Genomic DNA, 24,779 nt, shown 5'->3' on the forward strand with positions numbered 1-24,779 from the left:
ATCCGTTCTGAGGAGACAGCACTGCCATGCCCGCAATCCTGAGCACCCAGGCCACCACGGCGCTCACGCCTGACCTCATCGGCTCCCAGGCAGTGCTGACGCCGGACGCCGTAGCCGTCATCGACGGCGTCCGGCGGCTCACCTACCGGGAACTGGACATCCGCTCCGCCCAACTCGCCGACCTCCTCCGGGAGCGGGGCGCGCGCCCGGGCACACACGTCGGTGTGCTGCTCGGCCGCGGCCTCGACCTGATCGTCGGGCTGCTCGGGGTCTGGCGCACCGGAGCCGCCTACCTGCCGCTCGACCCGAACCACCCGCAGGACCGCATCGACCGGATCATCACAGCCTCCGGCTGCGCGCTCGTGCTCTGCGACGCCGAAGGGACCGGCACGGTCACCGCGGCCGGCGCCCAGCCGCTCGACCAGGCCGCGCTCGCCGCCGACCTGGCCACCCGGCCGGTCACCGTGCCGCCGGTGACGATCAGCGCCGACGACGTCGCCTACGTCGAGCACACCTCCGGCTCGACCGGCGTCCCCAAGGGCGTCGTGGTCACCCACGGCGGCCTCGCCAACCTCCTCGACTGGGCGGTACGCGAGGTCGGCTTCAACTCCGGCGACCGGATGCTCCAGCGCACCTCGCTCGTCTACGACGCGCACGCCTTCGAGATCTTCACCCCGCTGGTGTGCGGCGGCACGCTCGTGCTCGCCCCCGCCACCGACACCGCCCCGGCGACCCTGCTGCGGGTCATCGCCGAGCACGCGGTCACCGTCATGCAGGTCGTCCCGTCGATCCTGCACACCCTGGTCGAGGAGGACGGCTGGGCGGGATGCTCCGCGCTACGGCTCGTCGTCTCCGGCGGCGAACAGCTGCACGCCGAACCGGTCCAGCGCCTGCTCGGCCTCGCCGACGTCGAGATCTGGAACGTCTACGGCCCCACCGAGACCACCATCAACTCGCTCGCCACCCGCGTCGACCCGGCCCAGCTGTCCGGGCCGATCCCGATCGGGCGGCCCCTTCCGCGTACCCGGGTGCAGGTCGTCGACGAGCGCGGCCGGGTCGTCGGCGTCGGCGTCCCCGGCGAGCTGCTGATCGGCGGCGCCGGGCTGGCCCGCGGCTACCTCGGCCGCCCGGACCTGACCGCCGAGAAGTTCGTGCCCGACCCGCTGGCCAAGGACGGCGGCCGGGTCTACCGGACCGGCGACGGCGTCCGCTGGCGCGCCGACGGGCAACTGGAGTACCTGGGCCGGCTCGACGACCAGGTCAAAGTCAACGGGGTACGCCTGGAGCCGGCCGAGATCGAGGCTGCCCTCGCCACCCACCCGGATGTCGTGGCCGCGGCCGTCACCACCTACCGGCTCGCCGACGGCGCCGCCCGGCTCGCCGGGTACATCGTGCCGCGTACCGGCGCCGGACCGGACCTGGACGCACTCCTGCGGGCCTACCTGCTGGACCGGCTGCCGCAGTCGCACGTGCCCGGCCGCTTCCTGCACCTCGACGCGCTGCCGCAGGTGGCCAGCGGCAAGGTCGACCGCCGCGCCCTGCCGCACCCCGACGACGCCGGGACCGATCAGGCGCCCACCGGGGCCGCGCCGTCCACCGCCTCCGAGCTGATCGTCCAGCGCGCCTGGCAGGAACTGCTCGGCGACCGGGAGCTGACCGTCGAGGACGACTTCTTCAAGCTCGGCGGCACCTCGCTGCAACTGACCAAACTGCTCTCCGACCTGCGTACGCGGACCGGAGCCGACCTCAACCTGCGCGCCCTGCTCTACGCGCCGACCCTGCGGGCCCAGGCCCGGCTGCTCGACGGCGCCCGGGCCGGATCGGTGATCACCCGCGCCGACCGTACCGGTGGTCTGCCGCTCTCCAGCGGTCAGCGCCGCCTGTGGTTCATGGACCGGCTCAACCCGGCCAGCCCCGAATGGATGGCCGGCCTGCTGTTCCGGCTGCCCGAAGGCGCCGGCCGCGACCTCGCCGAGCGGGCCCTGAACATCCTGGTGGCCCGGCACGAGTCGCTGCGCACCGAATACCGCGAGGTGAACGGCGAGCCGCTCCAGTTCATCCGCCCCGAGCTCACCGTCGAGGTCGGCGAGCAGCACACCACCCCGGCCGGCCTGCCGCAGCGGATCGCCGCCCTGCTCGGCCGCGGCATCGCCCTGGACGGGGCCGAGCCGCTGCTGCGCGCCGTGGTGCTCGACGTCTCCGACGGCCGCCGCCTGCTGGCCGTCGCCATGCACCACATCACCACCGACGGCTGGTCGGCGGCCGTGCTGGAGCGCGAGTTCACGCAGGTCACCGCCGCGCTGGCGGCCGGGCGCACGCCGGAGCTGCCGGAGCTCGACATCCAGTACGCCGACTTCGCCGCCTGGCAGCGCGACCGGCTCACCGACGAGGTCGTCGAGGCCGAGCTCGGCCACTGGGCGACCGTCCTCGACGGGCTGGCGCCGCTCACCCTGGTCACCGACCACCCGCGCCCGAAGATCCGCGACGGGAAGGGCTCGATCGTTCCGGTCACCGTGCCGCCGGCCCTGGTCCGCTCGCTGGACGACCTGGCGGCCGCCACCGGCGCCACCCGGTTCACCACGATCCTCGCCGTCTACGCGCTGGTCCTGGCCCGGTACAGCGGCCAGTGGGACATCCCGGTCGGCACCGTCGTCGCCGGCCGCGGCCGCGCCGAACTGGACGGCGTGGTCGGGTTCTTCCTCAACAACCTGGTGCTGCGCTGCCGGCTCGACCCGGAGTCGACGGTGACCGAGGCGGTGACCCGGCTCGCGGCCGTCACCCGGGACGCCTTCGCCCACCAGGAGCTGCCGTTCGACCTTCTGGTGGACCGGATCGTGCCCGAGCCCGACCTGTCCCGCACCCCGCTCTACCAGGCCGCCTTCGACCTGCACGGCGCCGACTTCAACGAGACCGTCGACGACGACCTGGACACCATCCGGCAGATGTGGCGGGTCACCCACACCGATCTGACGCTGCTGCTGCGCCCCTCCGCGGACGGTGGACTGGTCGGCGGCCTGGAATACGCCACCAGCCTGTACGGCGCGGAGACGGCGGGACGCATCGCCCGTACCCTCGAGAACGTCCTGACCGAGGCGGCCGCCGCGCCCGGCGCCCCGCTGTCCGCGCTCAGCGCCCTGACCGGGACCGACGCCGCCGACCTGGACCGCTGGAGCCACGGCGAGCCGGCGATCGACGGCGCTGTCGTGCCGGTCCGGCTGGTCGAGCAGGCCACCCGTACGCCGCGGGCGATCGCGGTTCGCGGCGACGGCTTCACCCTCACGTTCGGCGAACTGCTCACCCGGGCGGGGGCGGTGGCCCGCTCGCTGAGGGACGCCGGCGTGAGTCGCGGCGACCGGGTCGGCGTGCTGATCGAGCGCGGACCGTGGCTGCACGCCGGGCTCCTCGGCGTGTGGCTGGCCGGCGCGGCCTACGTGCCGGTCGACCCGGACTTCCCGGTGACCCGGGCGCAGTCCATGCTGGACGGTGCGGCCGCGCTGGTCACCGACGCGTCCCGGGCCGGGGTGTTCGACGGCCCGGTGACCGTGGTCGACAGCCTGGTGCCGACGGTGTTCACCCCGGTCGAGGTCGACCCGGACGAACTCGCCTACGTCATCTACACCTCCGGCTCGACCGGCCGCCCCAAGGGCGTCGCGGTCACCCACCGGGGCCTCGCCAACCACGTGAACTGGGCGGTCCGCGACCTCGCGCCGGCCGGCGCCGGTGGTGGCGCGGTCTTCTCGTCCGTCGCGTTCGACCTGGTCGTCCCGAACGTGTGGGCGCCGCTGCTGGCCGGCCGGCCGGTCCACCTGCTGCCGCAGGACCTGGACCTGGCCGAGCTGGGTTCGCGGCTCACCGCGGCCGGACCGTACGCCTTCCTCAAGCTGACCCCCGGCCACCTCGAGGTGCTCTCCCACCAGCTCACCCCGGAGCAGGTCACCGACCTGGCCGGTGTGATCGTGGTGGCCGGCGAGGCGCTGCCCGGCGCCCTGGCCGGCCGTTATTCTCCGTCCGGCCGGCTGGTCAACGAGTACGGCCCCACCGAGGCGAGCGTCGGCACCTGCATCCACCCGGTGCCCGCCGACCCCGGTACGGGTGTGGTGCCGATCGGCGCCCCGCTGCCCGGCATGGTGATGCGGGTCCTCGACGAGCGGTTCCTCCAGGTGCCGGTCGGCGGGGTCGGCGAGCTGTTCGTCGGCGGCACCGGCGTGGCCCGGGGCTATGTGGACCGTCCCGACCTGACCGCGTCCCGGTTCGTGCCGGACCCGTACGGCCCGGCCGGTTCCCGCATGTACCGCTCGGGTGACGTGGCCCGCTGGCGCGGCGACGGCGCCGTCGAGTTCCTCGGCCGTTCCGACGACCAGGTCAAGATCCGTGGCTACCGGGTGGAGATCGGCGAGATCGAGGCGGTGCTGCGCGAGCACGCCGGCGTGGCCGACGCCCGCATCCTGGTCGACGACCAGGGCGAGAGCACGCGGCTGGTGGCCTGCTGGGTGCCGGTCGGACCGGCCCCGGTCGCCGACGACATCCTGCGCGAGCACTGCGCCGGGATCCTGCCCGACTACATGGTGCCCAGCGGGTTCCTCGCCATCGACGCCATCCCGCTCAACGCGAACGGCAAGGTGGACCGGGCGGCACTGCCCGACCCGGCCCCGTCGGACGCGAACCGGGACGAGGAGCCGCTCTCGCCGGTCGCCGAGTACGTCCAGCAGCTCTGGCGGGAGAAGTGCGGGATCGCCGCCGGCCCCCGGGAGAGCTTCTTCCACGCCGGCGGCAACTCGATCATCGCGATCCGCCTGATCGCCGCCATCCAGGACGAGTTCGGCGTCACGCTGCCCGTCCGCGCCGTCTTCGAGGGCCCCACGATCGTCCAGATGGCGGAGCTCATCGAGAACCTGATCCGTGACGAGATCGACCAGATGTCCGACTCGGAGGTCGTCGCGGACCTCACCATGACCGAGGAGCCCCAGGCATGACCGCCCAGCAGTCCACCAGGAACGTCGCCGACCTCCGCGCGGAGCTGCTGCGCAAGCGGCTCGCCGGGCAGTCCGGTGCGGCCCGCCGGGACACGATTCCCCGCGCCGACCGCGACGGCGTGCTGCCGCTCAGCCACGGCCAGCAGCAGATGTGGTTCCTCAGCCGGCTGGACCCGAACAGCATCGAGTACCTGGTCCCGCTGATGATGCGGCTGCGCGGCCCGCTCGACGTGGACGTGCTGCGCCGTTCCTGGGAGCAGGTCTGCGCCCGGCACGAGGTGCTGCGTACCCGGATCGAGTTGCGCGGTGTCGAGCCGGTCCAGGTCATCGACGCGCCCCGCCCGGTCGCCCTGCCCGAGATCGACCTGACCGGCCGGCCCGACACCGAGGTCGAGGCGTTCATCCGCCGTGACCTCCAGGCGCCGTTCGACCTGGCCACCGACTGGCCGGTACGCGGCGCGCTGCTCCGCCTCGGCCAGGACCACCACGTGCTGGCCGTCGTCTTCCACCACGTCGCCTGTGACGCCTGGTCGACCCGGATGTTCGGCTCCGAGCTGAGCGTGGCCTACAACGCACTGTCCCGCGGCGAGTCGCCGTCCCTGCCCGAGCTGCCGGTGCAGTACGCCGACTTCGCCCAGTGGCAGGGCCGGGAACTGGCCGGCGAACGTGGCGAGCGGGAGCTCTCCTACTGGCGGGAGCGGCTGGCCGGACTGGAGCCGATCTCGCTGCCGATCGACCGGCCCCGCCCGCCGGTCCGTAGCCACGACGGCGCCGACGTGGTGTTCGACGTCCCGGCCGAGCTCGCCGACCGGGTCCGGGCGCGGGCCCGCGAGTTCGACACCACCGCCTTCACCGTGCTGCTCAGCGCGTACCAGGCGATGCTGTCCCGGTTCAGCGGCACCGACGACGTCGCGGTGGGAACGGTCGTCTCCGGGCGTGCCCACGCCGACCTCCAGCGCGTCTTCGGCTACTGCATCAACACGCTCGTCATGCGGGCCGACTGCGACGGCTCCTTCGCCGAGTTGCTGCGCCGGGGCCGGGCCACCGTGCTGGACGGGTTCGACCACCACGCCGTGCCGTTCGCCCGGCTGGTCGACGAGCTCCAGCCGGACCGCGACCAGTCCCGTACGCCGATCTTCCAGACCGCGTTCACCCTGCACGAGTACCGCATGGACGTGCTCCAGTTCGCCGGCCTGACCGCCGAGCCGTTCGGCGACGACGACGGCATCGCGAAGTACGACCTCACCCTCCAGATGCAGGAGCGCCCGGACGGCACGATCCACGGCCGCCTCCAGTACGCGACCGCGCTGTTCGACCCGGCCACCGCGTCCCGGCTGGCCGGCGCCTTCCAGCGGGTCCTGGCCGCGGCCGTGACCGATCCGGAGATCCGGCTGTCGGGCATCGAGATCCTCAGCCCGGCCGAGCGGGCCGCCGTGGTGGTCCCGCCGGTCCCCGGGCCTTTGAAAGAAGAGCTGGCGCACGAGTTCTTCGAGGCCCGTGCGGCGGAGAACCCGGAGGCGCTGGCGGTGGTGGCGGGGGAGTCCCGTCTCACCTATGGCGAGGTCAACGCCCGGGCCAACCGCCTGGCGTGGCTGCTCCGTGACGCCGGTGTGGGCCCGGAGGACCTGGTCGGTGTGCACCTGGAGCGTGGCGCCGACCTGATCCCCACCCTGCTCGGTGTGCTCAAGTCGGGCGCGGGTTACCTGCCGCTGGACCCGGCCAACCCGATGGAGCGCCTCGGCTACGTGGTGCGGGACGCCGGCGCGAAGATCGTCGTGACGTCCCCCGAGCTGGCACCCGGGTTGTCCGAAGTGTTCGACGGCCGCCTGATCACGCTCCCTGAGGACGGCTGGACGAACAATCCGCCCAGAAACGCGACGCCGGAGAACGTGATCTACACGATCTACACGTCGGGTTCGACCGGCCGCCCGAAGGGCTGCATGCTCACGCACGCGAATGTCGTGCGCCTGATGGAGGTGTGCCGCACCGAGCTGGGCATCGAGGCCGGCGACGTGTGGTCGCTGGTGCACTCGTTCGCGTTCGACTTCTCGGTGTTCGAGATGTGGGGCGCGCTGATGTACGGCGGCACGGTCGTCGTGGTCCCGCGTTCGATCGCGCGCTCGCCGGAGGACTTCCTCCAGCTCCTGGTGGACGAGAAGGTCACCTTCCTCTCGCAGACCCCGACCGCGTTCCGGTCGCTGACCGCGGTGGCGGACGGCCGTTTCGACGAGCTGTCGCTCAAGTCGGTGGTCTTCGGTGGCGAGAAGCTGGAGATCGCCGAGATCCAGCCGTGGGCCGGCAAGGTCGCGCTGGTCAACATGTACGGCATCACCGAGACCACGGTCCATGTGACGGTTCACGAGTTGACCGCGAAGGATCTGGCGAACCCGTCGGTGAGCCCGGCCGGTGTCGCCCTGCCGGACCTTGCGGTCTACCTGCTCGACCAGGCCGGTCAGCCGGTCCCGGTCGGGGTTCCCGGCGAGATCTACGTCGCCGGTCCCGGCGTTGCCCGGGGCTACCTGGGCCGTGCGTCGCTGACGGCGCAGCGGTTCGTGCCGGACCCGTTCGGCGAGCCCGGCACCCGCATGTACCGCAGTGGCGACCTGGCCCGCTGGACGACCGAGGGCAAGCTCGAATTCCTCGGCCGGGCCGACGACCAGGTCAAGATCCGCGGCTTCCGCATCGAACTCGGCGAGGTCTCCGCCGCACTCTCGGCCTGTGCGGGTGTCCGCGAGGCGGTCACCGTCCTGGTCGGCGACCGGCTGGTCGGCTACCTGGTCACCGAGGGCGACCTGGACCGGGCCGCCGTCCGCGAGGAACTGGCCCGCACCCTGCCCGACTACATGGTCCCGGCCGCCCTGGTCGAGATCGAGACCATCCCGCTCACCGCGAACGGCAAGCTGGACAAGCGGGCCCTGCCCGCCCCGGACGGCGCCCAGCTGCGGAGCGCGGGCGAGTACGTGGCACCCCGCACCCCCGCCGAGGAGGCCGTCGCCGCGGTCTGGCGTGCCGTGCTCGGCGCCGACCGGGTCGGGGTCACCGACAGCTTCTTCGAGCTGGGCGGCGACTCGATGCGGGCGGTGGCGCTGGTCGGCGCCCTGCGCGAGGCCGGCTACCAGGTCAGCGTCCGGGACGTGTTCGAGCACCGGACGGTGGCCCGGCTCGTCGAGTTCGCCGGTGAGACCAGTGCCGACGCCGTCTACCGGCCGGTGCGGCCGTTCGAGCTGATCGACGAGGCGGACCGGGCGCTGCTGCCGGACGGGATCGTCGACGCCTACCCGCTCGGCCAGAACCAGCTCGGCATGGTCATCGAGATGCTGGCCGACGACGGGCAGAACAACTACCACAACGTGTCGGCGTACTGGATCCACGACGACCAGCCGTTCCTGCCGGGCGCGTTCGCCGAGGCCGGGCGGATCGTGCTGGCCCGGCACGACGTCCTGCGCACCTCGATCGAGCTGACCGCGTACTCCCGGCCGATGCAGCTGGTGCACGCCCACGCCGAGATGACCACCGACGTCTGGGACTGCTCCGGGATGACCGCCGAGCAGGTGCGGACCGAGGTGCGGGAGTTCGGTGCCCGCGAGCGCGCCAATCCGTTCGACATGAGCGTCCCGGGCCTGATGCGGTTCCACGCGCACACCACCACCGGTCTCGGCGGCTGGTGGCTCTCGCTGGTCGAGTGCCACCCGATCCTCGAGGGCTGGAGCTACCACTCGCTGCTCATGGAGTTCGTCACCACGTACCTCACGCTGCGGGCCGGGAACAACCCGGAGGAGGTGCAGGCGCCGCCGATCCGGTTCGCCGACGCGATCGCCGGTGAGCTGGCCGCACTGGAGTCGGAGGACGACCGCGCCTACTGGCGGGACCTGGTCCGTTCGCACGCCCCGCTGAGCCTGCCGGCCGGCTGGGGTGACCCGGAGGCGCCGGCGGCCGCCCCGTACAAGACCGGTTTCTCCTGGCGTGACCTGGAGTCCGGGCTGCGCGCGCTGGCCGCCGCGACCGACACGTCGATGAAGGCCGTCATGCTCGCCGCCCACCTCAAGGTGATGAGCCAGCTCACCGAGGAGGAGTCGTTCCACAGCGGCCTGGTCTGCGATGTCCGGCCCGAGGTGACCGGCGCCGACCGGGTGTACGGCATGTTCCTCAACACCCTTCCCTTTCCGTACGCCCGTGGCGCCCGCACCTGGGGTGACCTGGTCCGGGACGTGTTCGCGGCCGAGGTGGACCTGTGGGGCCACCGCCGCTTCCCGCTGCCGGCCGTGCTGCGCGAGTGGCAGGGCAGCGGCCGGATCATGGACGTCTACTTCAACTACCAGGACTTCCGCCAGCTCGACACCGAGGTGGTCGACGCGGCCTCGGGCATGGACGACAGCCCGACCGAGTTCCCGCTGACCGTCGCGTCCCGGGCCGGCTACCTGATCCTGACCGCCAACCGCCGCCACCTGACGACCGCCGCCGCCGACAACCTGGCCGCCATGTACCGGGCCGTGCTCCAGAGCATGGCCGCCGAGGGCACCCGCGGTGACGCGCTGGCCGTCTACCTGTCGCCGGCCGAGCGGGCCGCGCTGGTGGCCCCGCCGGCCGTCCGAGCCGGGACCGATGTGCTGGCGCACGAGCTGTTCGAGGCCCGGGTGGCCGGGCGGCCGGATGCCGTCGCGGTGGTCGCGGGGGACATCGCGCTCACGTACGCCGAGGTCAACGCCCGGGCCAACCGTCTCGCGTGGCTGCTGCGCGACGCCGGGGTGGGCGCTGAGGACCTGGTCGGCGTGCACCTGGAACGCGGCGTGGACCTGGTCCCGACGCTGCTCGGTGTCCTCAAGTCGGGGGCCGGCTACCTGCCGCTGGACCCGGCCAACCCGCTGGAGCGCCTCGGCTACGTGCTGGCGGACGCGGGCGCGGAGATCGTCGTCACCTCGGCCGAGCTGGCGCCCGGACTGGCCGACGTGTTCGACGGCAAGCTGATCTTGGTGGGCGATGAGAACGAGGGCCGGACCGACAACCCGCCGCGGGTGTCCACTCCGGACGGCGTCATCTACACCATCTACACCTCCGGCTCGACCGGCCGGCCCAAGGGCGTGGTGCTCAGCCACCGCAACGTGACCCGGTTGCTGGACACCGCGCAGGAGCACTACTCCTTCGGCAGCTCCGACGTGTGGTCGTTGGCCCACTCGTACGCCTTCGACGTCTCGGTCTTCGAGATGTGGGGCGCCCTGGCCTTCGGCGGCCGCATCGTCGTCGTGCCCCGCTCGGTGGCCCGCTCGCCCGAGGACTTCCTCGACCTTCTGGTCGACCAGCGGGTCACCGTCCTGTCGCAGACGCCGACCGCGTTCCGGTCGATCGTGACGGCGGCCGGCGAGGGCGACGAGCGGATCGACCGCCTCGACCTGCGCGCGGTCATCTTCGCGGGCGAGAAGCTGGAGGTCGCCGAGCTCAAGCCGTGGGTGGACCGGGTCGGCCTGGATCGGGTCGCGCTGGTCAACATGTACGGGATCACCGAGACCACCGTGCACACCACGTACCACCGGCTCGACGAGCTGGACATCGCCGACCCCGGCATGAACCGGGTCGGCGACCCGCTCTCCGACCTCGGCGTCTACCTGCTCGACGCGTCCGGCCACCCGGTGCCGTTCGGTGTCTCCGGCGAGATCTACGTGTCCGGTCCCGGTGTGGCCCGCGGCTACCTGGGCCGCCCGTCGCTCACCGCGCAGCGGTTCGTGCCGGACCCCTACGGCCCGGCCGGCAGCCGCATGTACCGCAGCGGCGACCTGGCCCGCCGCCGCGCCGACGGCACCCTGGAGTTCCTCGGCCGCGCCGACGACCAGGTCAAGATCCGTGGTTTCCGGATCGAGCTGGGCGAGATCTCCGCCGCACTGTCGGCCTGCGACGGCGTCCGCGAGGCCGTCACCGTGCTGGTCGACGGCCGCCTGGTCGGCTACCTGGTCGGTCACGCCCCCGACCCGCGGGCCATCCGCGAGACCCTCGCCCGCACCCTGCCCGAGTACATGGTCCCGGCCGCGTTCGTCGAGATCGACACGATCCCGCTGACCAACAACGGCAAGCTCGACCGCCGCGCGCTTCCCGCGCCCGGCGAGCAGACCTACGACAACGACCGGTACGTCGCCCCGCGCACGCCCGACGAGGAGCGGATGGCGGCGATCTGGGCGCACGCTCTCAAGCTGGAGCGGGTCGGCGCCGAGGACGACTTCTTCGAGTTGGGCGGCGACTCGATCCGGGCGGTCAGCCTGGTCGGCGCGCTCCAGGCGGCCGGCTTCGCGGTCGGCGTGCTGGACGTCTTCGAGCACACCACGGTGGCGGCGCTGTGCGCGTCGGCGACCGGCGACACCGTTCGACCCACCCCGGTACGCGCGGTGGCCCCGTTCGAGCTCATCAGCGACGACGACCGGGCCCGGCTGCCGGAGGGCCTGGACGACGCCTACCCGCTGCTGCGCACGCAGACCGGCATGCTCGTCGAGACGCTCGCCTCCGGGGCGCGGGCCAACTACCACGACTTCACGTCGTTCCTGGTCCGCGACGACGCGCCGTTCGACGCCGGCCTGTTCCGCGAGGCGGTCACCCTGGTCGCCCGGCGGCACGACATCCTGCGTACGTCGGTCGACCTGACCGGCTACAGCGTGCCGATGCAGCTCGTGCACCGCGACGTCACCATCCCGGTGGCCTGCCACGACCTGCGCGACATCGACCCGGCCGAGCTGCGGGGGACGCTGGAGGCATTCGCGGCCGCCGAGCGGGGCGACCCGTTCGACCTGTCGACGCCGCTGCCGCTGCTGCGGATCAACGTGCACGTGCAGACCGGCGACTCGTGGCGGCTGTCGTTCACCAAGAGCCACGCGCTGCTGGAGGGCTGGAGCTACCACCAGCTGCTCAAGGAGCTGGTGGAGGCGCTGCGCGGGCTGCGCGACGGGACCGAGGTCGGCTACGAGGCGCCGCCGGTGCGGTTCGCCGACACGGTCGCGGCCGAGCTGACCTCGCTCGCCTCGGACGCCGACCGCGAGTTCTGGAACGGGCTGGTCGGCGAGTACGAGCCGCTGACCCTGCCGGAGGACTGGCACGGCGACCTGACCGTACCGGCCGAGCGGATCGACGGCGGGTTCTCCTTCTCGGACCTGGAGCCCGGCCTGCGTGAGCTGGCCGCCACGGCCGGCGTCCCGTTCAAGGCGGTGCTGCTCGGCGCCCACCTCAAGGTGCTGAGCCAGCTCACCGGCGCGGAAAGGTTCTTCACCGGCCTGGTCGGGCACGTCCGGCCCGAGGTTCAGGGCTCCGAGCGGCTGATCGGCATGTACATCACCACGCTGCCGCACCCGTCCGCCCGCGACGCCGCCACCTGGGGCGACCTGGTGCGCCGGGTGTTCGACGACGAGGCGGCCGCCTGGCCGCACCGGTCCTACCCGATGCCGGCGATCGCCTCGGCCGGGCAGCGCCTGATCGACACGTTCTTCAGCTACCTGGACTTCCACCTGCTCGACGACGGTGACGTGGTCGACGAGGGCAACGGCATCAACCGGACCGCCATGGAGTTCGGGCTGGCGGTGACCGCGATCGGCGGCGTCCTCGGCCTGCGCAGCAACACCCACCTGCTGTCCCGGGAGAACATCGAACGGATCGCCGGCATGTACCGGGCCGTCCTGGAGGGCATGGCCACCGACGGTACGAGCGGGGACGCGCGGGCCACCTACCTGCCGCCGGCCGAGCGGGCCGCCGTGGTGGTGCCGCCCGTCGCCGGGCCGTTCGAAGAAGGACTGGCGCACGAGTTCTTCGAGGCCCGTGCGGCGGAGAACCCGGAGGCGCTGGCGGTGGTGGCGGGGGAGTCCCGTCTCACCTATGGCGAGGTCAACGCCCGGGCCAACCGCCTGGCGTGGCTGCTCCGTGACGCCGGTGTGGGCCCGGAGGACCTGGTCGGTGTGCACCTGGAGCGTGGCGCCGACCTGATCCCCACCCTGCTCGGTGTGCTCAAGTCGGGCGCGGGTTACCTGCCGCTGGACCCGGCCAACCCGATGGAGCGCCTCGGCTACGTGGTGCGGGACGCCGGCGCGAAGATCGTCGTGACGACTCCCGACCTTGCGCCCGGGTTGTCCGAAGTGTTCAACGGCAAGCTGATCGTGCTGCCTTCCACAGGTCGCGAAGACAACCCGCCGACGGTCGCCACGCCGGACAACGTGATCTACACGATCTACACGTCGGGTTCGACCGGCCGCCCGAAGGGCTGCGTCCTCACCCACGCCAACGTCGTGCGCCTGATGGAGGTGTGCCGCACCGAGCTGGGCGTCCAGAGCGACGACGTCTGGTCGCTGGTGCACTCGTACGCCTTCGACTTCTCGGTGTTCGAGATGTGGGGCGCGCTGATGTACGGCGGCACCGTCGTGGTCGTCCCGAGGTCGGTGGCGCGTTCGCCGGAGGACTTCTTCCAGCTCCTGGTCGACGAGAAGGTCACCGTCCTCTCCCAGACCCCGACCGCCTTCCGCTCGCTGACCCCGTTCGCGGGAGACGAGCGCCTGTCGCTCAAGTCGGTCGTGTTCGGTGGCGAGAAGCTGGAGATCGCCGAGATCCAGCCGTGGGCCGGCAAGGTCGCGCTGGTCAACATGTACGGCATCACCGAGACCACGGTCCATGTGACGGTCCACGAGTTGACCGCGAAGGATCTGGCGAACCCGTCGGTGAGCCCGGCCGGTGTCGCCCTGCCGGACCTTGCGGTCTACCTGCTCGACCAGGCCGGTCAGCCGGTCCCGGTCGGGGTTCCCGGCGAGATCTACGTCGCCGGTCCCGGCGTTGCCCGGGGCTACCTGGGCCGTGCGTCGCTGACGGCGCAGCGGTTCGTGCCGGACCCGTTCGGCGAGCCCGGCACCCGCATGTACCGCAGTGGCGACCTGGCCCGCTGGACGACCGAGGGCAAGCTCGAATTCCTCGGCCGGGCCGACGACCAGGTCAAGATCCGCGGCTTCCGCATCGAACTCGGCGAGATCAGCGCGGCCCTGTCCGCCTGCGACGGCGTCCGTGAGGCGGTCACCGTTCTGGCCGACGGTCGCCTGGTCGGCTACCTGGTTCCGTCCGCCGGCCGCCTGGACACCCGGGCGATCCGCGAGACGATCGCCCGCACGCTGCCCGACTACATGGTCCCGGCCGCCCTGGTCGAGATCGAGACCATCCCGCTCACCGCGAACGGCAAGCTGGACAAGCGGGCCCTGCCCGCCCCGGACGGCGGTCAGCTCCCGGCCGCCACCGGGGTCGCCCCGCGCACCCCGCTGGAGCAGCAGCTCGCGCTGGTCTGGGCGCAGGTGCTGGACCTGCCGCAGGCCGGTGTCGAGGACTCGTTCTTCGACCTGGGCGGCGACTCGATCCGGGCGGTCAGCCTGGTCGGCGCGGTCCGGGCGGCCGGTCACGACATCTCGGTCACCGACGTGTTCGAACGGCGTACCGTCGCCGCGCTCGCCGAGCTGATCGGCAGCCGGACGGCGCCGGCCGAGCCGCACCGGGCCACCGTGCCGTTCGCGCTGATCAGCGAGGCGGACCGGCGGCTCGTGCCGGACGGGGTGGCGGACGCCTACCCGATGCTCCAGGCGCAGGCCGGCATGCTGTTCGAGCTGGAGGCCGGCGAGGTGGCGCACTACCACAGCACCGGCGGCTACAAAGTGATCGACGACGCGCCGTTCGATGTGGACGCGCTGCGGGCCGCGGTCCGTACCGTCTGCGCCCGGCACGAGGCGCTGCGGACGTCGTTCGACCTGTCCACCTACTCGATCCCGCTCCAGCTGGTGCACGAGCGGGCCGAACCGCCGGTCGGCGTGGTCGACCTGCGCGGCCTGGACGACGCGGCGCGCGACGCCGCGCTGAACGACTACGTCACCGGCGAGCAGTCCTGGCCGATCGACCCGGCCGCCGTCCCGCAGCTGCGGATCGGCGCCCTGGTCGCGGACGACGGCTGGTGGCTGGCGCTGTCCCGGTCCCACATGATCACCGAGGGCTGGAGTCAGCACGAGATGCTGATGGAGCTCGTCGACTGCTACCGGGCGCTGCGCGACGGCGCCACCCCGGCGCGGCCGGCCACCCTCGGGGTCCGGTTCGCCGACACGGTCGCCGCCGAGTTGGCCGCGCTGGAGTCCCCGGCGCACCGGGAGTTCTGGCAGGGCGTCGTCGACGACCGGATGCCGTTCCGTCTGCCCGCCTGGGGCGACGCGACCGGGCCGGACGAGGCCTACCAGATCACGGTTCCGGCCATGGACCTGGAAGGGCCGCTGCGTGGGCTCGCCATGAGCTCCCGGACGTCGGTGAAGAGCGTGCTGCTCGCCGCCCACCTCAAGGTGCTCAGCCAGCTCACCAACGAGCCGGCCTTCCATGCCGGGCTGGTCTGCGACACCCGGCTGGAGGTGCTCGGCGCGGACCGGGTGCACGGCATGTTCCTCAACACGCTGCCTTTCCCGTACGACCGGTCGGCCACCACCTGGCGGCAGCTGGTCCGCGCGGTGTTCGACGCCGAGGTGGCCATGTGGCCGCACCGCCGCTACCCGATGGCCGGGGTCTCCCGGCTGGCCGGCGGCACCGGGCGGCTCGTCGACGTCATCTTCAACTACCAGGACTTCCACAACCTGGACGGCGAGCGGATCGACCTGGCCGCGGGCTTCGGCACCGGCACCAACGAGTTCGGGCTGACCGTCACCACCTCCAACGGCGGTCTCACCCTCAAGACCCGTACGTCCGTGCTCTCCCGCGAGCACGCCGACCGCCTCGCCTCGATGTACCGCCAGGTGCTGGAGGCGATGGCCGCCGACCCGGAGGGTGACGCCGGCCGGGTGTTCCTGCCCGCCGACGACACCGCCCGGATCGCCGCCTGGGAGCCGGCCGCCGAGGGCACGGTCACCGATCGCCCGGTGCCGCTTGCCTTCGCCGGGCAGGCCGCCCGTACCCCGGAGGCGGTCGCGGTCCGCGGTGACGGTTTCGAGCTGTCGTTCGCCGAGCTGCTGGGCCGGGCCGGCGCGGTCGCCGCGCGGCTCCGGGACGCGGGCGTGTCCCGCGGTGATCGGGTGGGTGTGCTGGTGGACCGGGGTCCGTGGCTGCACGCCGCGATGCTCGGTACCTGGTTCGCCGGCGCGGCCTATGTGCCGGTCGACCCGGCGTTCCCGGCGGCCCGGATCACGTCGATGCTGGACGGCGCGGCCGCCCTGGTCACCGACGCCGACACCGTGTTCGACGGTCCGGTGGTCCGGGTCGAGGGTCTGGAGCCGGTGGCGTTCGAGCCGGTCGATGTCGACCTTGACGAGCTGGCCTACGTCATCTACACCTCCGGTTCGACCGGTAGGCCGAAGGGCGTCGCGGTCTCCCACCGCGGCCTCGCGAACCACGTCGGCTGGGCGGTGCGCGATCTGGCCGTCGCGGGTTCGAGGACCGGCGGGGGTACGGGCGGAGCCGTCTTCTCCTCGGTGGCCTTCGACCTGGTGGTGCCGAACGTGTGGGCGCCGCTGCTGGCCGGTCAGCCGGTCGAGATGCTCCCGCAGGACCTGGACCTGTCCGAGCTGGGCGCACGCCTGCACTCGGCCGGCCCGTTCGCGTTCCTCAAGCTCACCCCCGGCCACCTGGAGGTGCTCTCCCACCAGCTCACTCCGGAGCGGGTCACCGGCCTGGCCGGCGTGATCGTGGTGGCCGGTGAGGCGCTGCCCGGCACCCTGGCGGGCCGCTACTCCCCGTCCGGCCGGATCGTGAACGAGTACGGCCCCACCGAGGCGAGCGTCGGCACCTGCGTATTCCCGGTGCCGGCCGATCCCGGTGCGGGCGTGGTGCCGATCGGCGCTCCGCTGCCCGGCATGGTGATGCGGGTCCTCGACGAGCGCCTCAACCAGGTGCCGGTCGGCGCCCTGGGCGAGCTGTGCGTCGGCGGAACCGGTGTGGCCCGTGGCTATGTGGACCGTCCCGCCCTGACCGCCCAGAAGTTCGTCCCGGACCCGTACGGTCCGGCCGGCTCCCGGCTCTACCGCTCGGGTGACGTGGTCCGCTGGCGTGGTGACGGGGTGGTCGAGTACCTGGGCCGTTCCGACGACCAGGTCAAGATCCGTGGCTACCGGGTGGAGATCGGCGAGATCGAGGCGGTGCTGAACGAGCACCCCGCGGTCACCGAGGCCCGCGTCCTCCTCGCCGGGGGACGGCTCATCGCGTACCTCGTCGGGTCTTCCGAAGGGGTTGCCGCGTTCTGCGAGCAGCGCCTCCCGGAGTACATGGTCCCGGCCGGGTTCGTCGAGCTGGACGTCATGCCGCTGAACGCCAACGGCAAGGTCGACCGCCGGGCGCTGCCCGAGCCGCCGGCCGCCGGGCCGGAGACCGTCGACGACACCCCGATGACCGCCATCGAGTCGACCGTCGCCGAGGCGTTCCAGCGGGCGCTGGGCGCCGCCCCGATCGGCCGCGGCGACCGGTTCTTCGAGCGGGGCGGCGACTCGATCCGGGCCGTCGCGGTGGTAGGCGCGCTCCGCGGCCACGGCTTCGACCTGACCGTGCGGGACGTCTTCGCCCAGCGCACGGTCGCCGACCTGGCCGCCGTCCTGGCCGGCCGGGGAGCGGGCGTCGCGGCGCCGGCGGTCACCGAGCGGTACGCGCTGATCAGCGCCGCCGACCGGGCCCTGCTCCCGGCCGGAACCGTCGACGCCTACCCGCTGGGCGAGGTCCAGCTCGGCATGGTGGCCGAGTACTTCGCCAGCGGCGAGCGCCGGACCTACCACAACGTGGCCGCCCGGCGGATCACCGACGGCCGGCCGTTCGACGAGGCCGCGTTCCGCCGCGCCGTCGAGGTGATCACCGCCCGGCACGAGAACCTGCGGACGTCGGTGCACCTGACCGGCTACTCGGTGCCGATGCAGATCGTGCACGGGACCGCCGAGGTGCCGGTGCGGGTGGTGGACGCCCGCGGCGCCGACGAGCGGCTGCTCACCGCCGAGGTGGCGGCCGAGCGGGCGAACCCGATGGACTTCCGGTCCGCGCCGCTGATGCGGCTGGCCGCGCTGGTGGAGAACGACACCACCTGGTGGCTGCTGATCACCTGCTCGCACGTGATCACGGACGGCTGGAGCAGCGCCACCTTCGAGATGGAGCTGGCGAACGCGTACCGGGAGATCCGCGACACCGGCGCGCCCGCCGCCTACGAGCCGCCTGCCGTCCGCTACGCGGACGTCATCGCCGGAGAGCTGGCGTCGCTGCGTGATCCGGAGGACGCCGCGTTCTGGCAACGGGTGGTCGAGGAGCACGCGCGGTTCGACGTTCCGGCCGCGTGGGCGGTCACTCCGGGCGACGAGCCGGAGGCGTACGGGGTGAGCGTCCCGATCGACGACCTGGCAACCGATCTGCGGGCCCGCGCGGCCGAGGCCGGTGTCCCGTTCAAGACCCTGCTGCTCGCCGCCCACCTGGAGGTGCTCAGCCGCGTCACCGGCGCGGCGGCCTTCCACACCGGCGTGGTGTTCCACGGGCGGCCCGAGGCGGTCGGCGCCGAGCGGGTGCTCGGCATGCACCTCAACACGCTGCCGTTCCCGCACCGGGCCGGCGCCCGGACCTGGCGTGAGCTGCTCACCCGGGTCCTGGAGCAGGAGACCGAGGTCTGGGGGCACCGGCAGTACCCGCTGTCCCGCATCCAGCGGGATGCGGCCGTCGACGGCCGGCTGATCGACGTGCTCTTCAACTACATCGACTTCCACCAGGTCGACGGCGAGATCGTCGACCAGGGCGTGGCGGTCAACCAGCGGGCCAACGACTTCGGTCTGTCGGTGCACGCGTTCGGCGACCGCCGGATCGGCATCGCCACCGACGGCGTGCTGCTCGCCCCGCGGTACGCGGACCAACTCGCGGCGCAGTACCGGTCGGTTCTGACCGGGATCGCCGCCGGACTCGACGAGGAGGCGACAGTGCTTCACGATGGCGACCCGCTCGCACACGACCCGCTCGCACACGAGCTGTTCGAGGCCCGGGTGGCCGCGGACCCCGATGCTGTCGCGGTCGTGGCGGGCGATGACGAGCTCACGTACGCCGAGGTCAACGCCCGGGCCAACCGTCTCGCGTGGCTGCTGCGCGACGCCGGGGTGGGCCCGGAGGACCTGGTCGGTGTACACCTCGACCGCGGCCTGGACCTGGTCCCGACCCTGCTGGGCGTGCTCAAGTCCGGCGCCGGTTACCTGCCGCTCGACCCGGCCAACCCGGTCGAGCGCCTCGGCTACGTGCTGGCGGACGCGGGCGCGGACATCGTGGTCACCTCGGCCGAGCTGGCGCCCGGACTGGCCGACGTGTTCGACGGGAAGCTGATCATGCCGCCCACTGAGGGCCGGATCGACAACCCGCCGCGGGTGTCCACCCCGGACGGTGTCATCTACACCATCTACACCTCCGGTTCGACCGGCCGGCCCAAGGGCGTGGTGCTCAGCCACCGCAACGTGACCCGGCTGCTCGACACGGCGCAGGAGCACTACTCGTTCGACGAGAGCGACGTGTGGTCGATGGCCCACTCGTACGCCTTCGACGTCTCGGTGTTCGAGATGTGGGGCGCCCTGGCGTTCGGCGGCCGCCTGGTGGTCGTGCCGCGGGACGTGTCCCGCTCGCCGGAGGACTTCCTGAACCTCCTGGTCGACCAGCAGGTCACCGTCCTGTCGCAGACGCCGACCGCGTTCCGGTCGGTGGTCACCGCGGCGGCCGACGGCGACCGGCGGATCAAGCTGCTCAGCCTGCGCGCGGTCATTTTCGCCGGCGAGAAGCTGGAGGTCGCCGAGCTCAAGCCGTGGGTGGACCGGGTCGGCCTGGGCCGGGTGGCGCTGGTCAACATGTACGGGATCACCGAGACCACCGTGCACACCACGTACCACCGGCTCACCAAGCGCGACCTCGCGCCCGGCGCGGGAAATCCGATCGGCCGGCCCCTCTCCGACCTGGAGATGCACCTGCTGGACCCGGACGGCAACCCGGTTCCGCCGGGTGCCACCGGCGAGATCTACGTGTCCGGGCCCGGCGTGGCCCGCGGCTACCTGGGCCGCCCGTCGCTGACCGCGCAGCGGTTCGTGCCGGACCCCTACGGCCCGGCCGGCAGCCGCATGTACCGCAGCGGCGACCTCGCCCAGCAGCGCCCGGACGGCACCTTCGAGTTCTTCGGACGGGCCGACGACCAGGTGAAGATCCGCGGCTTCCGGATCGAGCTCGGCGAGATCAGCGCGGCGATCAGCGGCTGCGACGGGGTCCGCGAGGCGGTCACCGTGCTCGGCGCGGACGGCCGGCTGGTCGGCTACGTGGTGCCGGCCGAGGGGCAGAACCCGGACCCGCGGGCGATCCGGGAGACCATCTCCCGCACCCTGCCCGAGTACATGGTCCCGGCCGCGCTGGTCCCGATCGCCGCCATCCCGCTGACCACCAACGGCAAGCTGGACAAGCGGGCCCTGCCCGCGCCGGAGGCGAGCCAGTGGCGCAGCGGCGGCGAGTACGTCGCCCCGCGCACCCCGCTGGAGGCCTCGGTCTCGCAGATGTGGCAGTCGGTGCTCGGCATCGACCGGGCCGGCGTCACCGACAGCTTCTTCGACATCGGCGGCGACTCGATCCGGGCCGTGGTGCTCATCGGCACGCTGCGCGACCACGGGTACGACGTCGAGGTCAAGGACCTGATGCGGCACCCGGTCCTGGGGGAGCTGTCCGCGCTGCTGGCCCAGCGTGCGGGGGCCGCCGCTCCGGCCGCCCCGGTGCGGCCGTTCAGCCTGATCAGCGAGGACGACCGGGCGCTGCTGCCGGACGGCCTGGACGACGCGTACCCGCTGCTCCAGGCGCAGACCGGCATGCAGGTCGAGATGCTGGTCGGCGGGGAGCACCCGCCGTACCACGTGGTCACCAGCGTCCGGATCCGCGACGGCCGCCCGTTCGACGCGGAGCGGTTCCGGGCCGCCGCGGCCCTGCTCGCGCCCCGCCACGACGTGCTGCGCAGCACCGTCAGCCTGGACGGCTACTCGACGCCGATGCAGCTCGTGTACACCGAGGTGCCGGTGATCGTCCCCGTCGCGGACCTGAGCGGACTCGACGAGGCCGAGACCGCCGCGGAGATCGAGCTGTTCGTTGCCGACGCCGGCCGGCACCCGCTCGACCCGGCCGGGCCGCCGCTGCTGAAACTCGCCGTGCACCGGTTTGCGGACGGCAGCTGGCAGCTCACCGCCATCAACTCGCACGTGGTGCTGGACGGCTGGAGCCGGCGGACGCTGTTCGTCGAGCTGTTCGAGGCGTACCACAACCTGATCGAGGGCCGTCCGGTCGAATGGGCGCCGCCGGCGCTGCGGTTCGCCGACACGGTCGCCGCCGAGCTGGCCGCGCTGGCCTCCGAGCCGGAGCAGGAGTTCTGGCGCTCGCAGGTGGAGAACTGCCCGCGGTTCTCGCTCCCGGCCGGCTGGGGTGTCGCGGACGGCGAGCCGGGCGGCACGATCGTCGTGGACATCCCGTTCGCGGACCTTACGGACGGTCTGCGCACGGTCGCCGCGCGGGCCGGCGCCCCGATGAAGAGCACACTGCTGGCCGCACACCTCAACGTGCTCGGCGGGCTCACCCCGGAGTCGTCGTTCCTGTCCGGGCTCACCCACCACGTACGGCCGGAGTCCTCGGACGCCGACCGGGTGCACGGCATGTTCCTCAACGTGCTGCCGCTGCGCCACGACCGGGGTGCGCGCACCTGGCGGGACCTGGTGGCGGCCACCTTCGCCCGGGAGCGTGAGGTGTGGGAGCACCGGCACTTCCCGATGCCGCAGATCGAGCGCAGCCACGGCGACGGCGGCCGGATGATCGAGGCCTACTTCAGCTACCACGACTTCACCGGGCTGGGCTCCAGCCTGGACGGTGAGGTGGCGGTCGGCGACAGCCTCGGCCACAGCAGCAACGAGTTCGGGCTGTCCATCTCGACCGGCCCGGGACTGCTGCACCTGCGCTGCAACCTCCAGCTCCTGTCCCGCGAGCACGCCTCCCGGCTCGCCTCGATGTACCGCTCGGTGCTGGAGGCGATGGCCGCCGACCCGGAGGGTGACGCCACCCGGGTGTTCCTGCCGGTCGGTGAGGCCGAGACGGTCGCCGGCTGGGAGTCGGCGGCCGAGGGCGCGGTGACCGCCCGTCCGGTGCCGCTCGCCTTCGCCGGGCAGGCCGCCCGTACCCCGGAGGCGGTCGCGGTCCGCGGTGACGGTTTCGAGCTGTCGTTCGCCGAGCTGCTGGGCCGGGCCGGCGCGGTCGCCGCGCGGCTCCGGGACGCGGGCGTGTCCCGCGGTGATCGGGTGGGTGTGCTGGTGGACCGGGGTCCGTGGCTGCACGCCGCGATGCTCGGTACCTGGTTCGCCGGCGCGGCCTACGTGCCGGTCGACCCGGGCTTCCCGGCGGCTCGCGTGGAGTCGATGCTGGACGGCGCTGCCGCCCTGGTGACCGATTCCGATCGGTCTGTCGACGGTCCGACGGTCCGGGTCGAGGGCCTGGAGCCGGTGGCGTTCGAGCCGGTCGATGTCGACCCCGACGAGCTGGCCTACGTCATCTACACCTCCGGTTCGACCGGTAGGCCGAAGGGCGTCGCGGTCTCCCACCGCGGCCTCGCGAACCACGTCGGCTGGGCGGTCCGGGACCTCGCGGTGGCCGGCTCCCTGATCGGCGGCGGCACCGGTGGCGCGGTCTTCTCCTCGGTCGCGTTCGACCTGGTGGTGCCGAACGTGTGGGCGCCGCTGCTGGCCGGTCAGCCGGTCGAGATGCTCCCGCAGGACCTGGACCTGTCCGAGCTGGGCGCACGCCTGCACTCGGCCGGCCCGTTCGCGTTCCTCAAGCTCACCCCCGGCCACCTGGAGGTGCTCTCCCACCAGCTCACTCCCGAGCGGGTCACCGGCCTGGCCGGCGTGATCGTGGTGGCCGGTGAGGCGCTGCCCGGAACCCTGGCCGGTCGCTACTCCCCGTCCGGCCGGATCGTGAACGAGTACGGCCCCACCGAGGCCAGCGTCGGCACCTGCATCCACCGGGTGCCCGCCGATCCCGGCTCCGGCGTGGTGCCGATCGGCGCCCCGCTGCCCGGCATGGTGATGCGGGTCCTCGACGAGCGCCTCAACCGGGTCCCGGTCGGGGCGGTGGGCGAGCTGTTCGTCGGCGGCGAGGGCGTGGCCCGGGGCTACCTGGACCGTCCCACGCTGACCGCGTCCCGGTTCGTGCCGGACCCGTTCGGTCCGGCCGGCTCCCGGCTCTACCGCTCGGGTGACGTGGTCCGCTGGCGTGGTGACGGGGTGGTCGAGTACCTGGGCCGTTCCGACGACCAGGTCAAGATCCGTGGCTACCGGGTGGAGATCGGCGAGATCGAGGCGGTGCTGAACGAGCACCCCGCGGTCACCGAGGCCCGGGTGCTGCTGGTCGACGACCGGCTGACCGCGTACGTGGTCGGCTCCGCCGCCGGTCTGCGGGCGTTGTGCGACGAGCGGCTGCCCGACTACATGGTCCCGGCCGCGTTCGTCGAGCTGGACGTCATGCCGCTGAACGCCAACGGCAAGCTGGACCGGCGCGCCCTGCCCGAGCACACGTTGTCGATGGACGACTTCGAGCCGCCGGTCACCGAGACCGAGCGCGGCCTCGCCGAGGTCTTCACCGAGCTGCTCGGCGTCGAGCGGGTCGGCCGTGGCGACGGCTTCCTCGCGCTCGGCGGCCACTCCATCCTGGTGATCAAGGCGGTCGCGACCGCCCAGCGCCGGGGGCTCCCGCTGTCGCTGTTCATGATGTACCAGCACCGGACCCTGGCCGCGCTGGGCGAGGCGGTCGACGAGCAGATCGCGACCGAGGCCGCCGCCAAGGCCGCGCCGCAGGTGGCCGCGCCCGGCCTGGTGTCCCGCCAGGAGTGGCGCGACGCCATGGAACGGCACCACGTGCCGGGCCTGAGCGTGGCCGTCATCGCCGGCGGCGAACTGGTCGAGGTGGAGACGTTCGGCCAGGCCTCGGCGGGTGTCCCGGTCACCGGGCGGACACCGTTCCAGGCCGGCTCGCTGAGCAAGCACCTCACCGCGCTGGCCGTGCTGCGGCTGGTCGACGAGGGCCGGCTCGACCTCGACGAGGACGTGAACCGTTACCTGACCGGCTGGCAGGTCCCCGCCGGAGACGGTCCGGTCACGCTGCGGCAGCTGCTGGCGCACCGCTCCGGCCTGTCGTCCACCCCGGGCGGCGGCTTCCTCCCGGGCGGCCCGGTGCCCTCGCTGACCGAAATGCTCGACGGGGTCACCCGGATCGAGGCGGCCGGCGCCGGATTCCGCAAGGCCAACGTCCACTACGTGGTGGTGCAGCAGATCCTGGGCGACGTCACCGGGGAGCCGTTCGACGGGCTCATGCGCCGTCTGGTGCTGGACCCGCTGAACATGGTGGACAGCGGCTTCGGCCAGGACCACCCGGCCCGGTCGGCCGGCCCGGTCGCCCACGGCCACGACCGTGACGGGGAGCCGATCGAGGGCGGCTGGCGGGTCCGCCCGGACGCCGCCGCGGCCGGCCTCTGGTCCACGCCGGCCGACCTGGCCCGGGTGGCGATCGAGCTGCGACGGTCCGCACTGGGCCGCCCGCGGGCCCTGCTCCGGCGGGACACCGCGGCCCTGATGCTCACCCCCTACGAGGACAGCCTGTACGGGCTCGGCACGGTCGTCGACTCCAGCGCCGGGACCGAGTTCGGTCACGGCGGCACGCCGACCGGCTACCACGGGCTGTCGGTGATCGCGCTCAGGTCCGGTGACGGGCTCTGCGTGATGACCAACGGCGACGCGGGTGAGCAGGTCGTCAAGACCGTCGCCGCCCGGCTGCGCTCCCGATAGTCCA

Annotated in this window: 2 protein-coding genes; both read left to right on the forward strand. The window is 72.9% G+C overall.

What is annotated here, in order from left to right:
• Positions 1–26 precede the first annotated feature (26 nt).
• Complete coding sequence (locus tag KZ829_RS06025; RefSeq protein WP_220142814.1) at positions 27–4,973, forward strand: non-ribosomal peptide synthetase; 4,947 nt, start codon at positions 27–29, stop codon at positions 4,971–4,973.
• Entirely contained in the window at positions 4,970–24,775 is a 19,806-nt protein-coding gene (locus KZ829_RS06030; protein WP_220142815.1) for a non-ribosomal peptide synthetase, read from the forward strand. Before KZ829_RS06025 ends, KZ829_RS06030 begins: the two co-directional genes overlap by 4 nt.
• The last annotated feature ends 4 nt before the right edge of the window (positions 24,776–24,779 follow it).

Origin of the sequence: Actinoplanes hulinensis (genome assembly GCF_019429605.1) — a bacterium.
Lineage (GTDB): Bacteria > Actinomycetota > Actinomycetes > Mycobacteriales > Micromonosporaceae > Actinoplanes > Actinoplanes campanulatus.

Bases quoted from the DNA above. Each gene is read 5' to 3' on its own strand.
- KZ829_RS06025 (WP_220142814.1), top strand. From the start codon at position 27: ATGCCCGCAATCCTGAGCACCCAGGCCACCACGGCGCTCACGCCTGAC.
- KZ829_RS06030 (WP_220142815.1), top strand. From the start codon at position 4,970: ATGACCGCCCAGCAGTCCACCAGGAACGTCGCCGACCTCCGCGCGGAG.